This window comes from Sphingobacterium sp. HMA12, from assembly GCF_002933815.1.
GTDB lineage: Bacteria > Bacteroidota > Bacteroidia > Sphingobacteriales > Sphingobacteriaceae > Sphingobacterium.
In genome coordinates this window covers 1,856,373-1,881,920 of record NZ_BEYR01000001.1, presented here as the reverse complement: position 1 = coordinate 1,881,920, position 25,548 = coordinate 1,856,373, and the positions used below count along the sequence as shown (strand labels likewise).

18 protein-coding genes are annotated in these 25,548 nt (G+C 40.1%); 16 read left to right on the top strand and 2 right to left on the bottom strand.

The window, feature by feature from the left end:
- Positions 1-2: 2 nt before the first annotated feature.
- The gene (locus tag HMAT_RS08150; RefSeq protein WP_233789143.1) at positions 3-257 is read right to left on the bottom strand and encodes an MFS transporter; all 255 of its coding nucleotides are present in this window, start codon (positions 255-257) and stop codon (positions 3-5) included.
- A gap of 556 nt (positions 258-813) precedes the next feature.
- Between HMAT_RS08150 and HMAT_RS08145 the strand changes: the two genes are divergently transcribed.
- From HMAT_RS08145 to HMAT_RS08110, 8 genes are all read left to right on the top strand, one after another.
- The gene (locus HMAT_RS08145; RefSeq protein ID WP_104382246.1) at positions 814-1,413 is read left to right on the top strand and encodes an RNA polymerase sigma factor; all 600 of its coding nucleotides are present in this window, start codon (positions 814-816) and stop codon (positions 1,411-1,413) included.
- A 95-nt stretch (positions 1,414-1,508) separates the two neighbouring features.
- Positions 1,509-2,738 carry a FecR family protein gene (locus HMAT_RS08140; protein WP_104382245.1) on the top strand — a complete coding sequence of 410 codons (1,230 nt, stop codon included), beginning with the start codon at positions 1,509-1,511 and terminating at the stop codon, positions 2,736-2,738.
- 94 nt (positions 2,739-2,832) lie between these two features.
- Positions 2,833-6,141, top strand: a complete 3,309-nt coding sequence (locus HMAT_RS08135; RefSeq protein ID WP_104382244.1) for a SusC/RagA family TonB-linked outer membrane protein — start codon at positions 2,833-2,835, stop codon at positions 6,139-6,141.
- Positions 6,142-6,153: 12 nt separating this feature from the next.
- The gene (locus HMAT_RS08130; RefSeq protein WP_104382243.1) at positions 6,154-7,578 is read left to right on the top strand and encodes a RagB/SusD family nutrient uptake outer membrane protein; all 1,425 of its coding nucleotides are present in this window, start codon (positions 6,154-6,156) and stop codon (positions 7,576-7,578) included.
- 4 nt (positions 7,579-7,582) lie between these two features.
- The gene (locus HMAT_RS08125; RefSeq protein ID WP_158655672.1) at positions 7,583-8,296 is read left to right on the top strand and encodes a DUF4843 domain-containing protein; all 714 of its coding nucleotides are present in this window, start codon (positions 7,583-7,585) and stop codon (positions 8,294-8,296) included.
- Between the two features lie 11 nt (positions 8,297-8,307).
- Positions 8,308-9,744: a PKD-like family lipoprotein gene (locus HMAT_RS08120; protein ID WP_104382241.1), complete on the top strand. Its 1,437-nt coding sequence runs from the start codon at positions 8,308-8,310 to the stop codon at positions 9,742-9,744.
- A gap of 4 nt (positions 9,745-9,748) precedes the next feature.
- Positions 9,749-11,245 carry a TlpA disulfide reductase family protein gene (locus HMAT_RS08115; RefSeq protein WP_104382240.1) on the top strand — a complete coding sequence of 499 codons (1,497 nt, stop codon included), beginning with the start codon at positions 9,749-9,751 and terminating at the stop codon, positions 11,243-11,245.
- Positions 11,246-11,482: 237 nt separating this feature from the next.
- Positions 11,483-12,643, top strand: coding sequence for a TlpA disulfide reductase family protein (locus HMAT_RS08110; protein WP_104382239.1), 1,161 nt, complete (start codon positions 11,483-11,485; stop codon positions 12,641-12,643).
- A gap of 553 nt (positions 12,644-13,196) precedes the next feature.
- Here the strand turns inward: HMAT_RS08110 and HMAT_RS27025 are convergent.
- The gene (locus HMAT_RS27025; RefSeq protein WP_158655671.1) at positions 13,197-13,382 is read right to left on the bottom strand and encodes a hypothetical protein; all 186 of its coding nucleotides are present in this window, start codon (positions 13,380-13,382) and stop codon (positions 13,197-13,199) included.
- 411 nt (positions 13,383-13,793) lie between these two features.
- Here HMAT_RS27025 and HMAT_RS08105 point away from each other — a divergent pair, with 411 nt between their 5' ends.
- The 8 genes from HMAT_RS08105 (at position 13,794) to HMAT_RS08070 (ending at position 25,527) form a co-directional block, all read left to right on the top strand.
- On the top strand, positions 13,794-14,381 hold the full coding sequence (locus HMAT_RS08105; protein ID WP_158655670.1) for an RNA polymerase sigma factor: 588 nt from the start codon (positions 13,794-13,796) through the stop codon (positions 14,379-14,381).
- A gap of 217 nt (positions 14,382-14,598) precedes the next feature.
- Positions 14,599-15,741, top strand: a complete 1,143-nt coding sequence (locus tag HMAT_RS08100) for a FecR family protein (protein ID WP_104382237.1) — start codon at positions 14,599-14,601, stop codon at positions 15,739-15,741.
- 121 nt (positions 15,742-15,862) lie between these two features.
- The gene (locus tag HMAT_RS08095; RefSeq protein WP_104382236.1) at positions 15,863-19,537 is read left to right on the top strand and encodes a SusC/RagA family TonB-linked outer membrane protein; all 3,675 of its coding nucleotides are present in this window, start codon (positions 15,863-15,865) and stop codon (positions 19,535-19,537) included.
- A 12-nt stretch (positions 19,538-19,549) separates the two neighbouring features.
- On the top strand, positions 19,550-21,133 hold the full coding sequence (locus HMAT_RS08090; protein ID WP_104382235.1) for a RagB/SusD family nutrient uptake outer membrane protein: 1,584 nt from the start codon (positions 19,550-19,552) through the stop codon (positions 21,131-21,133).
- Positions 21,134-21,143: 10 nt separating this feature from the next.
- Entirely contained in the window at positions 21,144-22,067 is a 924-nt protein-coding gene (locus HMAT_RS08085; protein ID WP_104382234.1) for a hypothetical protein, read from the top strand.
- A gap of 63 nt (positions 22,068-22,130) precedes the next feature.
- A complete protein-coding gene (locus HMAT_RS08080) occupies positions 22,131-23,477 on the top strand; it encodes a TlpA disulfide reductase family protein (protein WP_104382233.1) in 1,347 nt (448 codons plus the stop codon).
- A 19-nt stretch (positions 23,478-23,496) separates the two neighbouring features.
- Positions 23,497-24,588 (top strand): thioredoxin family protein, encoded by a 1,092-nt coding sequence (locus HMAT_RS08075; RefSeq protein ID WP_104382232.1) that lies wholly within the window; start codon positions 23,497-23,499, stop codon positions 24,586-24,588.
- Between the two features lie 48 nt (positions 24,589-24,636).
- Positions 24,637-25,527, top strand: a complete 891-nt coding sequence (locus HMAT_RS08070; protein ID WP_104382231.1) for a serine protease — start codon at positions 24,637-24,639, stop codon at positions 25,525-25,527.
- The last annotated feature ends 21 nt before the right edge of the window (positions 25,528-25,548 follow it).

The window sequence follows — 25,548 nt, the reverse complement described above, 5'->3', positions numbered from 1 at the left end:
CGTTACGGGTGTGGGAGTGACGGGTGACAGGGATGTGAAAGGATCCCCGTACCAAATAGACCCAGCAGACCACCGATTACAGACCCCATGATAAAACCAAGCCCCAATGCGGCACGGATCATGCCAAACTTTTTGGTCCGATCTTCATCCATAGATATGTCTGCTATATAGGCACTGGCGGTCGACATGCTGGCACCTGTAAGGCCTGCAATTACCCTTCCTAGCACCGTACGGTGCGGCTTCGCTGATATCCGCATGTATAAGCTCTTAAATGAGTTTTGCAACCCCTGGAAGTACGATTCCCCATCCTGTAATGTCGATCAGCCAGTCAGAAATATAAAACTGATAGCTGCTTTTTTTGTTGCCATTTTCATGCTGTAAAAGTAGGTAGCAATCGACCGCAGATGATTTACACTTTTATGGTCTGTATGTAAAATTTGTAAGATTGGATAGCTGATTATGCTAGGTTTCGAAATACACCAGGCGAGGCATCCGAAAGACGTTTAAAGAACCGGAAAAACACACCAGGTTCATCAAAATTTAGCTAGTTGCTGATCTGTTTGATCAAAAACTTAAGAGCTTGTCAAAAATCCTGTGTTATCCATTTGACCTCGATTGGTAGCAAATTTGTATTGAATAGTTAAAAAACAATGTCTTGTACGTTTGGTGAGGGAGATTTTTATGCTTAACGATTAACTTGTTGTAACATGGATAATCTTCAGAAATCTATTTATATATTTGTAAACATAGTTAAAGGGGGAGTAAATGCTCCGTTAGCGACTAGAATACAAATAAAATTAGGATTTAATACCTATGGAAAGTCATATCCCTAAAGAAGAAATAGCCGAAATATTAATTCGTGTTTCTAATGGAGATGAGCAGGCCTTTCGTACTATTTTTGAGGCTTACAAAACTTCCATCTATTCTACTATCTTTAACCTGAGTGACGACGAATTCATGGCAGAGGAAGTTTTGCAGCATACTTTTATCCGACTTTGGAATTACAGGAGCAAACTCATCGAAGTCGATAATTTCGATGCATGGATCTATCGGGTGGCAAAGAATGTATTTCTTACAAAGATTAAGAAAATAAGTCCTTCCCAAGAGCCTCTTGACCTTATCCTACACGATATCTTCTCTACCCCCAAGACCTATAATGATATCGAATATCAGGAGTTGGAAACGGCATTTGAACAGGCTTTGCAGCGTCTATCTCCCAAACAACGGATCACTTACCAACTGGTTAAGATCGAAGGGCTCTCTCGCAAAGAGGTTGCGAAGATACTTGAAGTCTCTGCCGAGACTGTCAAATGGAACCTGGATGAGTCAGTTAAAAAAATAAGATCTACGATGACTGAAATGCTAAATGACCTCCCATTAGCGCTCATTTTTTTCTATTTGCAAAAAAAATAATTTTTCCTACCCCCCCAAAAGGTAATACACCAAAGTCATATAAATAAAGGGATGTAGGTTTTGAAATTTTCCGATCCCACTTTTCTATAAGCCCTATGAATTATAACGATAGCTATATAGACTTATTGATACAACGTTGTTTGAATCGTACAGCGACAGCTGAAGAGCGAAAAGTACTGTTGCATGTATTGAAATATACGGACAATGAGCATATCGAAGCAAAGATTGTTGCTGCCTTTCAGCAGGAGCAGATCAGGCTAGAGCCTTCGGATTCTGTTTGGATAGCGATAGCAAGGCAGATAGCTCAAGAGACTCCGATAACACCTATTCGTAGAAATAGTGTTGTATTGCAGTTTGTGATGTATGCTGCTGCTGTATTAGTGTTTTTAATGATTCCGCTATACTTTTTCAGGGATGCTTTGCCGCCTGCTATTACTGAGCTAAATTTAGTACGCGAGGTAAACGAGATTTTGAAAGATAATACACCAGAGGCTACCTCGGAAGAATTTGCTGAAGAAATTCAGTTGCTTCTCTCTCAGGACAGGAGTGTTAATCTATTAGGGCAGGACTCTGCTTTACTTGCCAATGCAGAGAAATCTATTCATATAACCCGTAGCGATAACCAGATTAGCTATACACTCGAAGATAGCACCTCCCAGCTCATGGCTGGTACCACGGTATACCATACAATCAAAGTGCCTTACGGTAAACGTTTTTCTGTTAGGTTGATTGATGGTACCACGGTATTGCTTAATTCAGGCACATCGTTGCGCTACCCTATTAATACCCCGCATGAAGATATGGATTTGTATTTATCAGGAGAAGCCTATTTTGATGTTGCCAAATCGCAGAATAGAAAGTTTAACGTACATGTTCTCGGTAATCGGCTTAAGAAGGAGCATATAGTTCAGGTATTGGGAACACAGTTCAACATCAAGGCATTTGGTAATGACAAGCAAAGTGTGACAACATTGTATGAGGGCTCTATTCAAGTGTCCGGATTAGTTGACATACCTGTGCGCTTAGAGCCATCAAAACAAATTACGGTAGATCAGCACTATGCCATATCTGTGGCTGATCTGCAGCAAAGTTCAGCTTGGAGAAACAATGTTTTTTATTTCAAGAATACTCCTGTAGATGAAGCTTGTCTTGAGTTGGAAAGATGGTATGGTATTAAGGTTACTTATAATAGAAGTAAAGAAAATAAGAGATTACTCGCTCAAATATCCCGAAATAAGAGCCTAAAAGAAGTACTGGATATGTTGGCCCAAACCTATGATGTTAAATACGAATTCCGTGGAAAGGAGGTTATCTTGACAGATTGACACTTACCAAATAAATAAAAAGTTATGGTTTTAAAAACCAATAATTTTTAACCCTAAAATATAAAGAACTAACCAGTCTTTACTTACACTATTTATGAAGAAATTTTTTAATAATACTAGACATAGATGCTGCCTGTTGTTTTTTTGCAGCTTTATTTTCGTAACCAATGTCTTTGGGCAACAACCAAAGATAACGATTCAAAAGAAGGGCATTACGGTAGATGAACTTCTTAATGAACTTCGGAAGCAAAGCGGACTTGATTTTGTATCGCTAACTTCCAAAATCGATCATTTCCAAAGAATTGATGCAAACTTTAAAGATGAACCGCTGTATCAGGTACTGGACAAATATTTTAATGTTCGATCGGGTGTAGTATACGTAATCAGAAATAACAGTATTATTCTGCTGGATGAGCAGAAGGCCCAGATGCGCAGAATTAGTGGAGTGGTACACCGGGAAGACACAGATCGTGAAATGGCCGGTGTTTCGCTCACTTTTACCGATAAGGCAATTAAGGCTAACACAGATCTAAATGGAAAGTTTATAATCCAGGTACCCGAATATGCCAAAGTACTGGAGGTATCTTATTTAGGATTTAAAAAGAAGACAGTGCCGCTAACTTCTGCAACCAATTATATCATTCATTTATCACCCACGTCCGAGGAGCTGGATGAAGTCGTCGTGACAGGTATATTTAACCGTTCTGCCGAAAGTTTTACCGGAGCCACTACAACCGTTAGTGGTGAAGAAATCAAAAAAATTAATACCAATTCGGTACTAGCTGCAATATCGGCTATAGATCCAGCCTTTAGACTGGTGGCAAGTAATCAATTCGGTGGGAATATAAATCGCCTTCCAGAGGTACAGATGCGGGGACAGAACTCGTTTCCGAACCTCAGTGGCGAACTTTCCAACAATCCCAATGAACCCCTTTTTATATTGGATGGATTTCAGGTCAACCTGCAGCGTATCGTTGATCTCGATATGAATTTGATCAAGTCGATTACACTGTTGAAAGATGCTTCGGCTACTGCTATTTACGGTTCTAGGGGGGCAAACGGCGTAATGGTCATTACCACGATACCTCCAGCGGCAGGAAAAGTACAGGTCACCTTTACAAACGATTTTAGAATAGCCACACCTGAATTAGGTGTTTACAATCTGTTGAATGCCAGGGAAAAGCTGGATTTCGAAAAGCGTGCAGGCTTTTACACCAGCACCTTCAACATCGGTCAATTGGGCAAAGATGTACTGTACAATTCACACCTAAAAAATATTCTGGAAGGTGTAGACACTGACTGGTTGAAAATTCCAACTCAAATTGGCCGTAGTAACCGTTCTTCCTTACGTGTTCAGGGAGGCGATGAAATCTTTCGTTATGGATTGCAGTTCACTGCTGATATGCAAGAGGGGGTAATGAAGGGACAGGATAGGGATAATTACAGCGGGCAGGTCGACCTGAGTTACAATGTCGATAAGTTCCGCTTTATGAACTCCCTGCGTGTGTTCCAAAATAAGGCCAATGTTTCTCCGTACGGTAGGTTCAGTGATTACGTTACTGCTAATCCTTATTTTTCACCATATGATGCCGAAGGAAATATTCCGCTATTACTGGAGGAAGTTTATTACCATCCGGCATACCAGCCTTATACGACGATAAACCCTTTATACAATACGACCTTACATTCGGTCAATAAATCGGCATACTTTGGTGTCACCAATAATTTCTCTGTGCGCTATAATATTATTCCGGGATTATTTGTGGAGTCTAATTTCAGTATCACAAAGCAGCACGATGACGCCGATCAGTTTTATTCTGCACAGGATTCTAGGTTTGCCTCTATTGCCGAGCCAAGTCGTCGCGGATCCTATACCGCTCGCACAGGAAAGTCTTTTGGTTATGAAAGTTTGACCACGGCCAATTATAATGTGCAATTCGGAAAAAGTCAAATCTTTTCGATGCTGGGGTTCAATGCTAAAAATGCTACGAGCGAATTTTACCAGATTGTAGCAGAAGGGTTTCCGTACGACCGTCTAGACAATTTGCTGTTTGCCAATCAATACCAGATGAATGGCCGACCCACGGGCGATGAAAGTACGACACGCAATATCGGTCTAGTATATTCAGGTAACTATAGCTATGACAACCGTTATCTCATGGACCTATCGGTACGTCGGGACGGTTCTTCGCAATTTGGTACAGACAGACGCTTTGGTACATTCTGGTCTGCGGGTTTAGGATGGAATATTCATAATGAGCGTTTTTTCAAAGATAGCCCCATTATTAACAAACTCCGCCTAAGGGCAAATTACGGAAGCACCGGATCGCTGAATATTCCAGCATATGGTGCTCAATTTAGGTACAGTTTCGGTGTCGGTTCTTCCTATTACGACCAGCTCGGAGCTATACTGAATAATTTAGGAAATTATAATCTTAGTTGGCAAAGTGTCTATAAGTTAAATATTGGAATGGATGCATCGTTGCTGAATCAACGTTTAGATCTTAGAATGGAGGTTTACAGAGACGATACGAGGAATGCTTTAACTTCGGTTACACTGGCCCCTTCGACCGGTTTTAGCAGCTATTCGGAAAATCTTGGCGAGCTACGGAATACCGGTATGGAATTCTCTGCGCGATATGCCATTATCAATCAAAAGGCAAAGGGTGTAATGTGGTCGGTCAATGTAAATGGATTCACGAATAAAAACATACTTAAGAAATTGTCCAACAAGTTGAAGACGGCTAACGAAGATCTGAATACGGCAAATGCGGGTCAGATTTACCCGAATGTACTGTTGGAAGAGGGCCAGTCCATGAACACCATATTTGCGGTGCGCTCACTAGGCATCGATCCAGCCACAGGTACGGAAATGTTTTTGAAGAAAGATGGGACAACGACATACGATTGGGATATTAGAGATAAGGTGCCTGTCGGTGTACAACAACCAAAGTGGAATGGCAACTTTGGCTCAAACGCACGATATAAAGGGTTTGAGCTGAATTTAATCTTTAACTATCAATTTGGTGGGAAACTCTATAACTATACCTTGGTAGACCGGGTCGAGAATGTGGATGTTGCGCAAAATGTAGACCGACGTGCCTACGAACTGGGATGGTCAAAGCCTGGTGATGTATCCCTCTACAAACGTATCATCTCTACGCCAAATGCGACACAGGCTACATCACGGTTTGTTCAAGAAGATAATAATCTGAAACTGACCTCCGCATCGTTGGGCTATAATTTCTATGGTAAAGCCTTTCTAAAACGTTGGGGCTTAAATTCCCTATCGATAACGGCATTGACAAATGATCCGATATGGTGGAGTTCTGTCCAGCTCGAAAGGGGTACGGAAAACCCATTCGCCCGCAATTATTCACTATCGCTTCGCGCGAGTTTCTAAATAGAAGAGATTATGAAAATATATGTATTTTTACTAGCATTAACGACTCTTTTGTCTCTCTCCGGATGCAGCAAGTATCTGGATGTTGAACCTAAATCCTCCGTTGCTGAGGAACAGATGTTTGCTTCTGAAATAGGGTTTGAACAGGCTTTAGTAGGGGTATACTCCCAACTCAGTAAGCAGAGCATGTATGGAGACCGGCTCTCCCTGGGTTTTGTATCAGCCTTGGCACAAAATTATACCCAATCCAGTTCGACAGCACCTTATTATGAGACACGTTCGTATAATTACAACAGCGACGAGGTCAGAAATATCCTTAGTGAGGTTTGGAGCAGCTCGTATAATGCTATTGCAGGGCTGAATAAAATTATAGAAAAGTCAACTTCTAACAAATCTGTTCTTTCTTCAAAAGGATATAATTTGATCCGTGGGGAAGCGTTGGCGTTACGGGCTTATATCCACTTTGATCTTTTCCGGTTGTTTGGTCCCGAGTATCAAGTTGGAAAAGGACAAAAGGCTATTCCCTACGAGACCAAGGTGGATGCTTTTGCCAATGTGCCCGGGACATCGGAGCAGGTATGCAAATTGGTATTAAGCGATATTGCAGAAGCTGCAGCTCTACTTAAATCCGTCGACCCGGTTTTTGAGGATGATACCGACCTGAATACCCGTCGTATCCGATTGAATTATTATGGGGTCAAAGGATTAGAGGCTCGTGTTTACATGTATATGGGAGACAAACCGGCGGCAGCTAAAGCTGCTCAGGAAGTAGTCGATGGCGCGAAGTTTCCCTTTGTAGCCAATACATCCGTTAGTGCAGTTGCGGGATCAAAAGATAGATTGTTTATGCCAGAACTGGTATTCGCGTTACGCTCAAGGGATATACTCAACTGGACCCAAAATTATTTCAGGCTTTATATATCTTCAGGAAGAGGCTTGACACGTACCTTGGCCAATATAAATACATTATATGAAAATTCGACGACAGATGTACGTCGACTCTATTTATTCGAGCAAGATCAGGGTGTACTATTTCCTAGTAAGTTTTGGCAGACCTATACGCCGGTGAGTGGAGAAGGCTTGACCTCATCACAACGACAGGATCAACTCATTCCATTGATTCGGATGTCAGAGATGTATTATATCCTAGCTGAAGCAGCAAACTCAACGCTCTCTGGAATAGTCGAGTTAAACAAGGTTCGTTTTGCCCGAGCAGTTAACAAACTCCCGGAAGACGGGTCGGTTACTGCGACGCAACTACAGAACGAAATTCAAAAAGAGTATCATAAAGAGTTTTATGCCGAAGGACAGTATTTTTTCTATTTAAAGAGAAAAGCCGTCACGCGTATGCCTTTCATGAATACTGATGTTCCGTTGACAGTTTATAAACTTCCGATTCCTAATGTGGAACTGGAGTATAATCCTACTTATGAATAAACTTATGAATACTAGAAAATATATATTTTTTGTCGGGCTACTATTCGCAATGGCAGCTTGTAAGAAGCAAAATACGATTTTATTCGAAGGTGCTGAACGGGTTTCTTTTTTTATCGGTGAGTACGATGTTGATTCTACAAGTTATACGTTCGCTTTTGACCCTATAAAAAAGGAAAGGGATACCTTATTTCTCAAAATGCGGATCCAGGGTAGAACGCAGGATCGCCCGAGAACCATAAAAGTCAAGCCAGGACTGGGTACAACAGCTGTATTAGGTGAAGATTTTCTCATGCCAGAGGTATTGCTACCAGCGGATTCCGTAACAATTAATTACCCGGTGATACTGATCAATACCCCCAAAATGGAAACACAAGCCTTACGGATCGTGGCTGAAGTCGCTGCCTCAGAAGACTTCTTACCAGGAGGTCAAGGGCTCACTATCGGCGGTACCAAAGCTATAAATTCCTATAAGATATGGGTGTCCAACAAGCCAGAAAGGCCAGTATACTGGGATGATGTGGAATATGACTTTGGACCATTCTCTGCAACACGTATACGTTTTATGATCAGTGTATTAGGTATTTCTGATTTTTCATATGATACTATAGGTGCCTATGGAACTTTTACCTATCCCGTGATTCTCCGCAATGCCTTAGTAAAATACGAAGCCGCAAACGGACCTTTGATAGATGAGTTTGGTGAACGTGTAACTTTTTAATTCAGCAGATAATGAAAGTAAATAGATTTTTAAAAGATACTATAGGCTACTTACGGATTGGCCTGATAGCTTTACTAATGCAAGGTTGCTCCTCATTTGAACAGGACTTTAGCCGATCACCAATTGGAGATATCAACATTCTGATGGACAAGAGCGAGTACGATGTGGTCCAGTTGGAAAAGTTAAATATTTCGGTTACGATAAATATTCCGCCGGGAAAGACAGGGCGATATGCCTACCGCTGGAAAGCAATGACAAACGATGCTGTTTACATCTTGTCCGACAAGAAAGATTTGGATACGATTATTGATCTGCCACCTCAGCAGTATAATATTCAATATACTGTGACCGATTTGGACAACGGTCTTGAATTTAACAAGCACCTCTTTTTAACTGTCAATGGTGCTTTTTATGAAGGTTGGCTGGTTTCCCATAACTTAGGAGGTAAAGGCAAGCTTTCATTTATACGGGCAGACGATGCGGTATTCCCTGATCCTGTAGGACAGGCAAATAATCTGTCCTTCCCAGAGAACCTTAAAGCCTCATTTTACACCCAAGTAAGTTATCAGGTAAAATATGCATCCATAGCCAGCTTTACAGGAACTGAGATATTCCGCTTTGATCCCAATACATTTAAATTGACAGGTAAGAGTGAGGAAGTCTTTATGTCCCCTAATGGTTATGGTGGGTTAGCTTGGGATGGTGGATTAGGTCGTGTGGATCAGTATTTTATTAATAATGGTGAGATCCATGTCGGTATGGGAGATTTTTATCCCAATGAAATATTAAAACCGTATACGCCAGGGCTTGGTGGAGATTACAACCTGTTTCCCGCGGTCATTTCTTCATCTTTATATAACACTTTCTTTTACGACAACAAATATAAACGGTTTCTGGTTGCTCCGGCCTTTGCAAGAACCCTTGCTGTGGCTGCCAACGGATCGAACACTACACTTAACATATTCAATATGTCAAATGTCGGCAAGACTATGATAGCTGCCGAAAAGGGAAGAGTTTCATCAAGTAGCAGTGTGTTTTATTGTGTGATGGAAGACAATGACGGAAGGTATGTTATGGGGATAAATAATTTGGATCCAAATCTGTACCAAAAAGTTACGGATAGCCAGTGTCCTGATTTTAGCAAAGCAAAGCTATTTACCGCCTCGGGCTTATTCCAACATATGTATTATGCCGTGGATAATAAGATATACTTATACAACATAGTAGCTAATAGCGCGGAGTTACTTTATAGTTTTCCCAGCTCACAGGTAATTACAGACATCGAGATAAAACGTAAAACAAGCAAAACGCTTGCTGTGTCTACCTGGGATGGCACTTCGGGTAATTTTAACCTTTTCGAAATAAACGATCTGGGAAAATTTGTCGACGCTGCGCCAAAAAAGGTTTTTGGTAATCTTGGTCATATTATCCATATCAGTAACAAATAAATCAATGAAGAAAATTAGTATAACACTGGGCTTGATAGCGTTGCTATCCGTAGCTCAGGCACAGGAGAAAAAAGTATCTACAATACAAGAGCGCCTGACCGCTTTGAAGGAAATGAATGATTCGAAGTCTTTACAATCCACCCTAAAAAAGTTGGAGCATAGTAAGGAAGAATCGGATAGAGTTTTGGCGTACTGGTATTACTATGGACAGAAAAATGAAGAAAAGGTAGAGACTGTTCGGAAGTCTGTAGTTAAAGATTTTCCAAATGGCCAACTTGCGATCCAGGACAAGGTCAAAGAGATAAGTGCTTTGGAATCAATTGCTGAACGTGACGCTCGTTTTCAGGCGCTTATAAAGCAACATCCAAAAGTATCAATGGGCTTTGAGATGTATAACATGGCCAATGCCTATGCAGCAGAGGGGAATGTCGCAAAAATGATCCAGTATGCGGACTTATATGCAGATATGTCTTCGGACCGGAACGGAAATCGCCTGAACAAAGCTTCAATATTGTCCAGCTGTGCGCGTATCCTAAGTAGAAAGAATCCAAAGGCTGCCTTACCATTTTTAGAGGATGGTCTTGCCTACCATCGCTCGGATTTGGCCAAACCGGAGGTGGGTGATACGGAAGAAATCCGAAAGGAACGACGTCGAAGGAGTGAACAAGGGTATTATATCACCCTAAGCAGTTATGCCGATGCTTTAGGCAGAGCGGATAGAGCACCTGAAGGCCTGCAGTTGATAGCAGCAGTTCGTCAGGAATTGATGCGAAAAGCACCAATGGAGCAAACGAATTTAGAGATCATAGAAGGAGCATATTTAAATGCCCTGCTGGATAATAAAAAATATGCGGAAGCACTTCCTTATCTCGAAGAAGATTATGTTAAAGGGAACAAAGGTGTGGTGACAGTCGATCTGCTTCAAAAAGGGTATTCCGACAGCAAAGGATCGTTAGAGGGGTACCAGGCCTATAAAGAAGCCTTGGACCAAAATAGGATCGCAAATGACCAAGCCGAAATGATGAAAAAATTAGTGTCTAAAGAGGCACCAGACTTTAAACTAAAGGATGTGGATGGTAATACCGTGAGACTAGCTGATTTGCGCGGAAAAGTAGTGGTGCTCGACTTTTGGGCAACCTGGTGTGGACCATGTAAAGCGTCCTTTCCAGCTATGCAAAAAGCAGTAGATAAATACAAAAACGACAAGGACGTCCGTTTCCTATTTCTGCACACTTGGGAAAGGGGGACAGGTGATGCAACAGCAAATGCCAAAAAATTTGTGACTGATAATAAGTACAGTTTTGAGGTGCTGATGGATCTGCGTGAACCTTCCACCCACGAGAGCGAAGTGGCACAAGCTTACAAGGTGGACGGCATTCCCACAAAAGTAATCATCGATCCGCAGGGACGTATCCGATTTGAAACATCGGGATTTTCAGGTGATGAGGATACAGCCGTAAGGGAGCTATCTGCAATGATTGAATTTGCGCGAAAAGGATAAAAATACAACAAGAGTCTCTCAGGGGATTCTTGTTTGCTGCTTTTTTCCCAAACTGCTCTTTTAAATATTTGCGCCCCAGGATGCCTTCTACTATTCGTTTACAAAATCGCGTAGTGATGAACTGGACATAAGAGTAAAATTAATAATGGAGCACTGCTACCTCATTTCTAGAGTAAAGAGGCACCGGATAAAATTTAAATTAAAATAATCGATAAAACAGCAAAATAATATAACTGCATGAAAATAAAAACATTGATAATTCAAACTTTGCTATTCTTGCCTGTTCTGGTATTCGCCCAGAAAGGTAGGAATGATAACTATGTAATTCATGGTAAAATTGACAGCATGCCAGCTGGAAAGCAATATGTTTATCTTTCGTCCATTGTCAGAAACCAGGAGTTGCATACCGATTCAGTACTCATGAAAGACGGCAAGTTTACATTCAGAGGGCAAGTAGACGAACCGTGTATGGTAAGTATATATACAAACATACCTGGTAGCAAATATCCAGCTTCGATGGGATTATTTTTAGAGAATTCCAATATTAACCTGCGTGCAACTTGGGACACCTCTTCGCGTGAACACATAAAAAACTTGATAGTGACGGGCTCCAAGGTCCACGAAGAAAATGAGTATCTATTTGATGGCGCTATGAAACGTTCGGGTAGAGACAAAATTAGACGAGGTTACATGGAAGCACAAAGACAAGGTGATACAGCGCAGATGAGAATATTAACAAAGGCAAATACAGAGGCCTTAGAAGTCTATACAAAAGATATCCAAGATTGGATAGCGGCAAATCCGAACAGTTTTGTAACGCTGCGATACATGCAGATGGTTATTCCTCCAGATGAAGCTGGTTTAGATAGGTTTGAAGCAGGACTGGATAAAATGGAACCGCGCCTGCGCTCATCTTACTTAGCAAAGACTATCTATACCGATATTAACGAGCAACGTCGGCGGTTGAAAATAGCCCCTGGAACAATGGCCATTGATTTTGAGCAACCTGATAAAGATGGGAAGTTGATAAAGCTTTCGGGCTATAGGGGTAAGTATGTATTTGTTGATTTTTGGGCGAGTTGGTGCGTACCATGTCGGGCCGAAAATCCACATGTCCTAAAGGCCTATAATGATTTCCATCCAAAGGGGCTTGAAGTGTTATCTGTTTCTCTTGATGACAAACGGGAAGCATGGCTTAAAGCGGTAGAACAGGACCACCTTCCCTGGACTCAGGTTTCAGATCTGAAAGGCTGGGAGAATTCCGCAAGTCAATTATATTTAATCAAGTCAATTCCCGCTAATTTCTTGATCGACCCATCGGGTAAAATAATAGCTTCCGGACTTCGAGGCGATAATCTCCGTAGAGAATTGGAGCATGTATTCGGAAACATTAAATAATTTTTCTAATTACGTGCCCAGTGATGAAGAAGGCCTTTTGAACTTCGTCACCGGCCCCAAAACTCTGCTCATGTAGAGTTTTGGGTAGCTTTTTATTAAAAGATAAATTTGTCATAACTTAATTGCCAAGTTAAATTTAGATTTAGTTTCGTCGGGTTATCTTGAAATATATAGATCGGCTATACGGGGGTGCAGATCCCTAAACCGTTCAATGATAAAAATCAAATACGGTATCAACATAAAAAACTCAAAGTTATACATCTAAAAAGGGCCACAAATACCCTAAGCTAAAAGCTTACTATGATAGTCGCAAGTGGTTTTGTATGATGGCTGCGCTTGTCATTTCAGTTCCCAATATAATTCCAGCGAGACCGATACCGCTGATAGAAAATACCGATCGCATCAACCAGATCTTTCTTTTCTGTAAGCTTTAACACTATGAAACGGCCTACCGACGCCATAAGGGCTAAAGCTATCCCTTGGCATATACGTGCTATGACGAAGGATGTTAAGGTGATATTTGGTCCACAAGCAGTTGAAGAAAGTAAAAATCCTACAATACTGCATTGAAAACTTTTTTGTACTGTGGCGGTCGGCAATCCAACCGCTTATTGATGAGAAGCATCGCCCTCAAGGTGTACGAATTAATCCCAGCACTGAGATGGACGACTTTACTCTGAAAATCATGTGCCATCTTGGGTAAGGCTGTTGATATCGCTGTGGTGTCTAGTATCTCCATTAGTAATGAAACCAACTACCATGAGCGTTATGATGCGTGATTCTTTCTTCATTTTGATCTTATTGAATCCCGATTTGGAGAGATTTGCGCCAAATGTGGGCTTAAAAACAAAAATCATTTAAAGGCTAATTTTAGTTAGTAAGGAACTTCTATATACAACTTGTTACACTGTGCTAAAAAGGAGCTATTTGTGGGGTTTAAAGCAAAAATGGCTTTTGGGATAGCTTTAAGTATTTACCGGTTAGTTTGCGAAAACGATGTCGCCAAAAATACTCTTTTTTAAAATTATCACTCGGTTTGCCAGCGTTTCTTATGAACGTTGTTTTTTATATTTTTTCCGTCGAATTTTGAAGTTTTTTAAAAAAAAGTTTAAATTTATGTCACTTTACTATTACTAATCTATCTATAGACTTGAAAACAATATCTATCACTAGTGAAGAGCTGCTATTAGAAAATTTGCGGAATGGAGATAGGGAAGCATTTAAAGAGCTTTATGATTTATATCACCGTCGTCTAACACTAAAGCTTGTTTACCTACTTAAATCGGAGGAGTTAGCTCAGGATGTGCTCCAGGATATTTTTGTAAAAATTTGGGAAATCCGTGAAACCATAGAACCAAAAGGTAATTTTGGTGGGTTATTATATACGATGGCCTCTAATTTAGTCAAAAATGTTTTTCGGAAAAGCATTTATGATCAGTTGATGAGAAACGAGTTTGCTAAGAACGACAGCTATTCACCTTTTGAGGATATCGATGATGCGTCTAACGCAAAGACAGTTTTAAACATGGCGTTGGATAAGTTAACCCCCAGACAGCGTGAAGTTTACTGTATGCATAAACTGGAAGGTTTAAGCTACCGTGAAATTGGTAAGCTATTAAATATTAGCGATTCGGCTATAAACCACCATATACAACAGGCTAATAAACAACTGAAAGATATTCTAACGTCTGATCGTATATTGCTAATATTACTAATTCCATTTCTTGATAGTTTTTGATTTCGATGTTTTCGCATTTTCTATATATATACCAAATAATTTAGTCGTTTTCCCTTTCAGTTATACCTTATTTTTGAATTTTCTAGGTCAAAATTCCATATCTTCTCAAATTTTTTTAAAATTCTTTTATTTAAGGGTGCTATTTTTTCTTATTCGTGTGTATCTATTATTAAAGAGCGGGAGAACAGAGGCTTGAAAATAACATGATCAACAAAAAATGAGAAACTTATTTCTGAAATACCTTAATAATACGATAACTGATGAGGAACTAAAGATCTTGTGTCATTACAGTCAGATTGATGAAAATGATGTGGAACTTGATATATTTTTAAAAGAATATTTTGAAGCTGGAACAATACCGGATAATTTGGTGATCTATGATAGATTCGATGAACTAAAAAATGATTCTTGGAAAAGCATAGAGAAACGTATTAAAGATGATTCGAATCCAATACCAATTGCCCGTTCCTTTAAATTTAAATTCAGTGTTGCCGCCAGTTTATTGATATTGGGTTCTTTTTCTTTTTACATGATCAGCCGGTTTAAGATAGACAAAACAAGTATGATAGAACGTCAGGATATTCAACCGGGGAAAGATCGCGCAAAACTCATTGTTCCAAACGGTAAAGTCTACAATTTAAATGGTGATAAACATGAGATCATTTCAGATCAGGGCAGTATCCGCTATGAAGATGGAAATATTCTTACGAATATAGCTTCCAAAGAATTCATGACTCTAGTGACGCCCAGGGGAGGGAATTATAAGCTGACCCTTAGTGATGGGACACGAATATGGTTAAATGCCGAATCTTCTTTACGTTATCCCACATCCTTCAGTGGAAAAGAGCGAATTGTTGAATTAAAGGGTGAAGCATATTTTGAAGTTGCCCATAACAGCAGACAACCATTTATCGTTAATACGGCCATACAGAAAGTGAAGGTTTTGGGTACTTCATTTAATATCAATGCTTACGATAACGAAAATAGTACAATAACCACTTTAGTTACTGGTCGTGTTCAAATCAATGATAAAACTGACCGTCTTTTACAATTATTAACTCCGCTACAGCAAGCTAGCAATAATGGTACTGATATACAGGTAGAGAACGTGGATACAGACCTCTATACGTCGTGGAAAGATGGTACATTCAGGTTCAGGTCAACACCATTACCCGATGCGTTGCGGCAGATTGAACGATGGTATGATCTAGATGTTGATTATAAAGGCATTCCATCGAGCATCAAAATACATGCGTCGATTAATCGTAATAGCAATTTGTCAACCGTTATACACGCACTGGAGAAAATTACAGGTTTAAATTTTAATGTAAAAGGAAGGAGTGTTAGCCTTATGAAATAAAGAACTGAACTATAAAATCGGTTCTTAAAAAAGTGCTGATGGTGTGGGGACACCATCAACACAAGATCCGATATCTGACGATATTCAAACAACTATCAAACTATCTAATCATTACAAAATTATGAATTATTTCCTTTTACACAAGGGTAAGGGGAGCTGTGTATTGCCAAATAGGTACGATCAACTAGCCATTCCATATACTTTCTCTAAATTCCTCACAAGGTTACTCCTTATATTCGTCATATTGGTGAGTGCACTAAGTGTTTTATGTGCGCAGACTGTTTCATTAAATTTAAAAAATGCATCATTTGTAGAAGCAACAGAAACGATAACTAAACAAACGAAATACGACTTCTCCTATAATGATCAGATTCTAAAAAAAACCAAGCCAGTCACATTAAGAGTAGTCAACGAAACTTTAACAAATACGCTTAAAAAACTATTTGCTCAGCAGCCTTTGACTTATGAGATTAAAGATAATATGATCATTATTTTTGATCAAAGTCCATCAGCTTCTAATCGAACAACGTCGGTGTTATTACAAACCCCTATTAGCGGACATGTGACCAATGAATCAGGTAATCCATTAGTAGGAGCTACTATAAAGGTTAAAGGTGAGGCTTTCTCTACAAGAACCGATGGATTGGGCAACTTTGTCATTCCAGCCCAGTACGCAGACGCTATTCTTGAAATACATCATTTGGGCTATGGCAAGTTGGAGGTAAACGCACAACGCGCCAGAACAGTGGCTTTAAAAATGACAGCTTCCACGCTGGATGAGGTGAATGTTGTTGTAAATACAGGCTATCAGAAAATTGATAAAAGGCATCTGACCAGTGCTGTGACAACCATAAAGATGGATGACATCATTACTCCTGGGATCAACACGATTGACAAGTTACTTGAAGGCCGCGTTCCGGGAATGATTTTTATGCAAAACTCGGGGCAAGTGGGAGCTGCACCAAAATTGCGGATCCGCGGTACATCAACAATTTTAGGTAACCGGGAGCCCCTATGGGTCTTGGACGGAATCGTTTTGACAGATCCCGTAAATGTGGACCCTCAGCAGATCAATGATCTTGATTTTGTTAATTTGCTAGGTAATGCCATTGCAGGATTGAATCCAGAGGATATCGAACAGATTGATGTGCTTAAAGATGCATCGGCTACAGCTTTATATGGCGCGAAGGCAGGAAATGGTGTTATTGTTATTACTACAAAGAAGGGAAAGCCGGGAAAGCCGACAATCAGTTATTCCACTACTGCGACCTACACCAGACGACCTCGTTATTCGGATAGAAATATCTATATGATGAATTCACAGGAGCGTATGGATGTGTCCCGCGAGATGATCGAGCGCGGCATGCAGTATAATAATGTAACCCAATGGGCGGGGTATGAAAAGGCACTACAGGATTATTACAAAGGGCTGATTGATTATCCTGAGTTCAAAAAACAGAGTGACTATTATGCCAACGTAAATACAGACTGGCTTGGATTGCTCACCAAGGACTCTTATTCACAGAATCATACGCTTAGTCTTTCCGGAGGTGCTCAGGATGTTAAGTATTATTCATCGATCGGCTATCAAGATGAACGCGGCGTGATTAAAGGCGAGGGAGGAAAACGATACTCCGCAATGATGAACCTCACGGCAGATTACAAAAAGTTCATGGCTCAGATTTCCTTTAATGGCAATTATTCAAAAAAGCAATATTCCCCATCGGATTTGGGTGTTATGAACTATGCATATAATACAAGCAGAACAGTACCGGCCTATAGTCCCGATGGGAGTCTATTTTTTTATCCGAGGACTGATGGCTCCCTGTTCTATGATTACAATATATTGAAAGAACAGGAAAATAGTGGTGATGGGACCGATCTGATTTCTGCGAACATCAAAGCTTTACTTAAGTATAAAATATTTCGCGGGTTAGATGTAGAAGGTACTTTTGCATATGGCATAAGTAGTAATAACAGAGAATTGTATTATACCAAAGACACTTACTATATCCATAAGCTGCGCGGTGATAAATCCTTACGTAGTGATCTTAGCCCGGTGGGTGGTGAACTGCAGCGAAGTGAATCGCGCAATAACAATTATACCGCACGCCTACAGGCCAATTATCTCACATCTCTTGGAGAGGACAAAAAACATTCTATATCGGCTACTTCAGGAATAGAGGTTAAGTCAAATGAATACAATGAATTTAATATCACCCGGAGAGGATATTTTCGGGAGATGGGTGGATATTTTGATATTGTACCTACTGATTATACAGCATATTACCAACAGTGGATGACAAGTAAAGCAGCATTGGGATATTATGGTAGGCAATTGACAAACGAGGTTGCCTGGTACGGAACAGCCGGCTACTCTTGGAGCGACCGTTATATATTAAATGTACATGTCCGGGGTGAACAGTCAAACTTGTTCGGTAGACGCTCCAACAATAAATTTATGCCGATCTGGGCACTCTCCGGTAGATGGAATATGAAAGAAGATCTCTTCGATAAAGTAAATTGGGTAAATGATCTTGCCATGAAGGCTTCTTGGGGATGGCAGGGAAATATGCTTCCTGGACAATCTGCTTACATGATCATCCGGCAATCCTTAAATACCGATCCGTTTTATAATTCGACCTTTTCCAATATTGTGAATTATCCAAATCCAGATTTGAAATGGGAGCGTACCTCTTCTTCAAATGTTGGTCTTGATTTCGCTCTTTTTGGAAACAAAGTCAAAGGAACAGTATCTTATTTTTACAAGAAAACTAAAGATGCTTTCCTGAATAAAACTGTGTCTGAGATCAATGGGGTACAGTCTTATATTATCAATAGTGGGACACTCGAAAATAAAGGTGTGGAGGTGGCATTGAGCATTACTGCTATCGACAATGCCGGTTTGAACAAATCCCGACGCGGTTTCGTTTGGCGTTTTGATCCACAGTTGGGCCAGGTACTGAACAAAGTTTTAAACCGGGCGATCAATAATAGAAATAATGTGCTGATAGACAATCTGACTTATAATAATTTTTTGAATGGAACCGTACAATTGGCAGACAAACCTATCAATACGTTCTATTCGTATAAGTTCAAAGGTCTGAGTGCAGTGGATGGATCTCCTATTTTTTACGGCACAGAGGCTGAACAGGCGACTGCTTATCAGGAGAAATATTCCCAAATGGAAAAAGAAGATGTTTACCTTGAAGTGATGAGTGAGTCAGGACGTCGTGAACCATTTATCCAAGGGGGACTATCGAATTATTTTGGCTGGCGAAACTTTGGATTTTCTTTCAATCTGTCCTATTCATTAGGTAATAAAATCCGTTTAATGAAAATTGCTTCGGGATATGCATCGACAAATGTCTATCCGCAACAGAATATGCGCAAAGAATTTGTCAGAAGATGGCGCAAATCCGGGGACGAAGCCTATACCGATATACCTGGTCTGCAGGCTTCAAACAGCTTAAATATGTCCTGGTGGGAAATGTCTCCAGCTACAGCATATCGTCTGGGAGGAAATTTGTATGAAATGTACGATAATTCGGATGTACGGCTGGTCAGCGCAGATCACCTTAAACTACAATCGGCGTCATTTCGATACAATTTCTCGGAAAATGTGACTCGAAAACTTGGTCTCAATTCTGCTTATGTCAGTATTACCGGCACCAATCTATTTATGTTGAGCAATAAAAAACTCAAAGGACAAGATCCCACACAATCCGGATCTACACCCAATATTAATCTTTCAGTAAGGCCTACATTTTCAGGAAGCCTGTATGTATCATTTTAACCCGAGCTTAATATGAAATATATTTATTTATTATTACCACTGGTTTACCTCACAACGTCCTGTGGTAAATTTTTGGAAGAATATGCAACAGATCAAAAGTATGTTGAGACGACAGCAGATCTCAAAAGTCTCATGATCGGCGAAGCCTATATAAATAACGTTACATTTTCTATCTATAATCAGGCAACCATGGGCACATTGACTTCGGAAACCGGCATCACGGCTCCGTGGTTACACGTTATGGATGACGATAGTGAGCCTTTTCTGGTTAATAATGTAGCGACAGACCAATCAACTCCATTTTATATGTTATCTGGTTTTCACAACTGGAGTCAGGAGCCTGCACGTAATATTCTTAATATGGAATGGACAGATGTCTTTTGGCGAAAATTGTACAAACGAATTGGCGCTCTGAATGCCATCCTATTTCAGGCCGCAAATATAGCTGAAAAAACTCCTGAAGATAACGATCTAAAGCATCTTCGCGGAGAAGCTTATTTTTTAAGAGCATATTATTATTTCTTGTTACAAAATACTTATGGCTCGCCTTATCACAAGTCGACTGCAGCATCAGACGATGGTATTCCGTTGAAGATCAGTGAAAAGGTTGAAGACCGTTATTTTAAACGCGACAAGAATGAAACTATTTATAGACAGATTGTAGCAGATCTCGATCAGGCAGCAAACTACTTTGGCAACTATAACCCTGTTTCCAAATTGCAGGTTGGAATTGCGGCCGTAAAAATATTACAGAGCCGGGTGTATCTTTATACGGAAGAGTACGCAAAAGCATTGGCTGTACTGGATGGCTTCGAGTTGATGGGATATATTGTCTCTGATCTAAATCAATACGTGCAAAACACCAATTTCAGTGCACGTAGTTCCAGTGAGACAGTATTTACCATGGGTCCAAATGTGATTCCTACGGTATTTATGAATGATTCAGTCGCTGCATATGGTGGCAATGACCGTCGTGCATCGGCATTCAAAAGTTCAGATAACCTGATGGAAAGCTTCGAGTCCGATGATTTGAGACCAACGGCTTTTTTTATGCGTTCTGCAAAAAATAAAGCTTGGTTGCCGGCCAAATATCGTACTTGGAGAACAAATAATGATCCAGAACAGGTCTCTTGTCTTTTTTCTTTCCGTGCAGCTGAAGTTCTCTTAAACCGGGCCGAAGCTATGGCAATGCTCGGCTTAGATGCACAGGCACGAAATGAGCTGCAAAGCCTTCGTCAAAAGCGGTTAAAAATTGCTGCTGCCGGCACCTTACCACAGTCCAATGCGGCGCTGGTTGAATATATACGCAAAGAACGACGTCGTGAACTGTGTTTTGAGGGCCATCGTTGGTTTGATCTAAGACGATATGCTGTTAACACCAGGTATCCGCTCGCAGAATCATTTACCATAAAACACCCGACATACAACTACGATGCACAATCCGATACGCATACGCGCGTAGGATATTTTGTACTCCAATCTGTTGAAAAAGACCCTGCATGTTGGCAGGTGCCAATCCCTAATTATGCAATTGAGTTTAACCGTGGCGACTTGACAAATCCTGTTCGTTCTGCTCGCACAGTCAAACCCTTATAATTCCGTCTTTATGAAAAATAAATTTTTTATGACCCTTTTAATTGTCCTAGCCTTGACAGTGTCATGTAGCAAAGAGGAGACTACCGTTTTTCATGACTATGATAAAAATTGGTTGGTGGTGGAGGATGATACCGATGATGCTTCAACCCATGCAAGATACCTTTTCTACAAAGAAACAGGAATACCGGTTTTTGCAAATGATACCCTTGGTTCCCAACAGCGAACAGATGTTTTCGGCAAGGAGTACACTTATTACGAAAAATTGTCCATGAGTTATTCTTTGGGAGGCATCCAGAGTGGGGCCCCGCCTCTGGTGCAGTCATTTTCATATTGCAATAAAGCGGACGTGGGTGACGCACTTACCTTTTTGAGAGAAGAGATTATTCCCATGTTACCCAAGGGAGTTCATATACCAAGCATTCTTTTGGTTGAAAATATGACGAGCAACGCTTTTGGGTCCTATGCCTTTAAAGGATTCAATACTGTAGTTATCGCGCAGGTATCTAAAATTCGTAATATGGACGCGGTGACGCGGGCAAATTATAAAGGAGCAATTTTAAGGGCGATATTGACCAATACAATATTGGATAGCAGATTCGACAATTTGCTGGATAAATTTTATGCAGTATCAAGAAAATATGTGCCCGACCGGGATGCCTATAGCCTTTATATATATTCATTGAACACCTATGTGAAAGGTCTTCCCGCCGGCGTTCCAATTACGACACAAGCCATAGGGTATTTGGCTACCGATCCACGTAATGCCTATTATACGCCGATGTCAACTTGGATGGACGTATGTATGTACCTCGAGGCAGTTGTAGTAAATACGGAGGCACAGTTTAAACAGAAATATGGAGATAACCAGCGCATTATGGATAAGTATATGATCATGCGCCAGATCTTAGCGCAAATTGAATTAAAAACTCAATAGGGAAATAATTTTTAATAAAGCGAAAGCTAAACAATTTTTGAAATTAACAAACAAATAGATAAAATGAGAAATATACTGATGTTAATGCTAACTGTTGCAATGTCAACATCGTTGTCTGCACAGACCGCAACAATTAAGGGGAAATTCCAAAAAATGTTACCGAATGGTGCAGATGTCGACCGGGTTTTTTTTTCCAGACCGGATGACGGTGGTCTGATGATAGTGGAAGAGATGTTAAAATCAAAATCAGATCACACTTTTCAGACAGAGTTGAAACCAGCTGACCTAAATGTGATCCGTTACGTCGGTGTTTTTGATGAGCAGTATCCTGTTTATGTACGCCAAGGCGAAAAATTGTCTGTTGAAGCTGGAGATGGCAAAGTAAATTACTCGGGCAATGTGAGCAAAGAAAATAAAGTTTTTGCGGATTGGTATAAACTCATTGCACCCTTAAGAAATTATGGTTATACAAAAAAAGGTTATACACTATCTACTGATCGCTACATTACCCTACTGGATTCACTAGAAAAGCCCGTGCAAAATTTTGTGAAAAATATTCACACGGGCAACAATAGTTTCGATCAACAGGTTAGGTACTTACTTCCTTACAGTTATAAGTTTGATCTTCTAATGCCATTGGTTTCAGGCCTTACATTTAAAACAAAAAACGAATATCCGGCTCAGATAGCAGAACTGATCAAAGGAGAAAAATTTGCAGACGCAAATCTATGGTCTTTGCCTTTGGCATATAATTATATGGCGAATTTTAGCTTTGTTAAGCATATTCTTTATAATACTGAACAGGGGATTGCCTCTGAGATGCTAGTATCTGAAATTACTGATAACCAGCTGCGCGCCAAATTTGTTTTAGCGCACGCTCAGCGTGGAGCGACGCAGAGTCTCGTTAAATTTTTGGAGGGAAACAGTAAATATATGATGGATGATAAGCAGAAGAAGGAATTAGCATTGTTGTTACGTCGTGCCTATTTACAGGTTCCTGGTGGATCTTGGATTGATTTTTCATACCCTGACATCAATGGAAAGGTGCGTAGTCTTTCTGAAAACCTAGGAAAGGTTGTTTTGCTGGATCTCTGGGCAACTTGGTGTGCCCCTTGTCTTGCTGAAATTCCGGCATTAGAAAATTTAGAGAAGCAATTCGAAGGTAAAGATGTTGTTTTTATTAGTTTATCTATCGATACTGATAAGGCAAAATGGCAGAATATGGTCAAACAAAAGCAATTATCTGGTATACAGTTGTTTTCAAACAGTGAGCCCCGTTTCATTCAAGACTACGAAGTTGCTGAAGTCCCTAGATATATTGTGTTTGATAAAAATGGTAAAACAGTTAACTTCAATGCTCCGAGACCTTCAGATCCTAAATTAAAAACACTTATTGAGTCAAAACTTTAAAATATCTTAAAAATTTATAATGAATAAAATTTGTATCGCCGTTTTATTCACTTTCTGTTTATTATGGAGAGTGACAGTATTGGCACAGGGGATTAATTTTGAGCATATTACATTAAATGATGCCATTTCAAAGGCAGGAAATCCCGCTGAACCTAAGCTAATTTTAGTCGATTGTTATACGTCTTGGTGTATTCCTTGTATCGAAATGTCATCGATGGAGTTTCCTAAAAAGGTTGCTGGAGATTATTTCAATCCTAAATTTATATCCATAAAATTTGATATGGAGAAAGGGGAGGGAAAGGAGATCGCTAAGAAGTATAATGTAAAAGCATATCCGACTTTTCTTCTGCTCAACTCCAAAGGACAAGAGATTAATAGGGTAGTCGGTAAATCTACAGCCGATGAATTTATTGAGAAGGTGACTACTGCCCTTGATCCTAAGAATTCCCTTCCAGGTCTAAAGGCTGCTTACGAGGAAAAAAAGGGGATGAGTACCGGAATGCCCTATGCGTTGGCGTTGTACCAAAATTCCAAAGATCCTGGTCCAGTACTGGATGAATTATTCGAAAATTCCCAGGACTTTGAGCGCTTTAGTAAAAATTATCTTGAGCTTGCTCTGGGAACAGCCAAATTTGGAAGTCCATTTTTCAGAAAGTTGATGTTAGAGAAGGCACGAATAGACCAGGCAATGGGCTCAGAAGTTATCAATAGGATCATCTTTGATAAAGTCCGGAAAGATATGTATAGTATAGCCAATGAAAATGGTGCCCGTTACAATGTATTTTACACGGCCAAAGAAGTGGAGGAAATAGCCTATACTATTTCTTTATTAAAGCTAGATCCGAATGTGCCTGAACATCACATGTGCAGGATAGCACTGTATGTCGCGAATAACGACTTGGATGGAATGATCCGTTACTATAAGCGATACATAGCGAGATTGCGCTCAGACGATGTTTTCAAAGGAATCTTAGATAGTATTCTTTCGGAGAAGCTCAAGAAAGCCACACCTGAACAACATGCTGCCATCAAAGGATATTTTCAGGATCAGTCCGACCGCCTGAAAAAGGAATCGTCACATTATCAAGGATATGCGGATAACATCAAATAAATACACCTCCGCGTAGTTGCTGCGCGGAGAATCAATAGAATATATGATATGCTTAAAATAAAAATTGGAAAATATTTGGTTGCGATTATTGTGTCTTCCGGTATTACGGTCGGAAAAGGAAAAGCCCAAGTTTTTACAAATGACGTAAAGATCTTAACGGCATATGAACATTCAGTAGATTCGTTACTTGCCTCCGACGGAACCCTAAATATCAATTTGGCACAAAACCAATTGAAACAACGAGGAAGTATCGTTAAAATTAATGGAATAAAACCATCCAAGCGAGTGTTAAAGGCTAATGACCTTTACAAATTAGCTAAACAAGCCACTGTAATTACGGGATGCGCATATCTATGTCCAAAATGTGATAAGGTCCATCTTAGCGAATCTTCCGGTTATGTCATTGATTCTAAAGGTATCGTTGTCACAAATTATCACGTGATGGCTACCTATGCTTTTATGAAAGATGGCAACAAACCCAAGGGTTTCTTTGTGCGCCTGTCTGACGGAAAAACTTATAATGTGATATCAATACTAGCTTCCTCGAAAATAGACGATCTTGCTATTTTGCAGCTAGACACTAAAGGGGACGAGTTACCTGCTTTACCTTTAGCACAACGTGCGGAGATAGGAGATCAGGTTTACGTGCTCGGGCACCCTAAGGGTATGCATTACTATTTTTCACAGGGCTTTATAAATAATAAATATATGGAGCAGACCGGAGAACCCAACAATCGAATATACCGGGAAATGATGGCTATTTCCGCTGATTATGCTACAGGGTCAAGTGGAGGTCCGGTTTTGGATATTTACGGTAATGTTGTAGGGACGGTATCTAATACAAATATGTTGTTACATAGCGATATGAATCCAAGTGTACAGATGGTCGTTAAAAATACTGTGCCCGTGGAATCATTGTGGAAAATAATTGAGAAGTAAAAATCAGCGATAGAAGCAGTT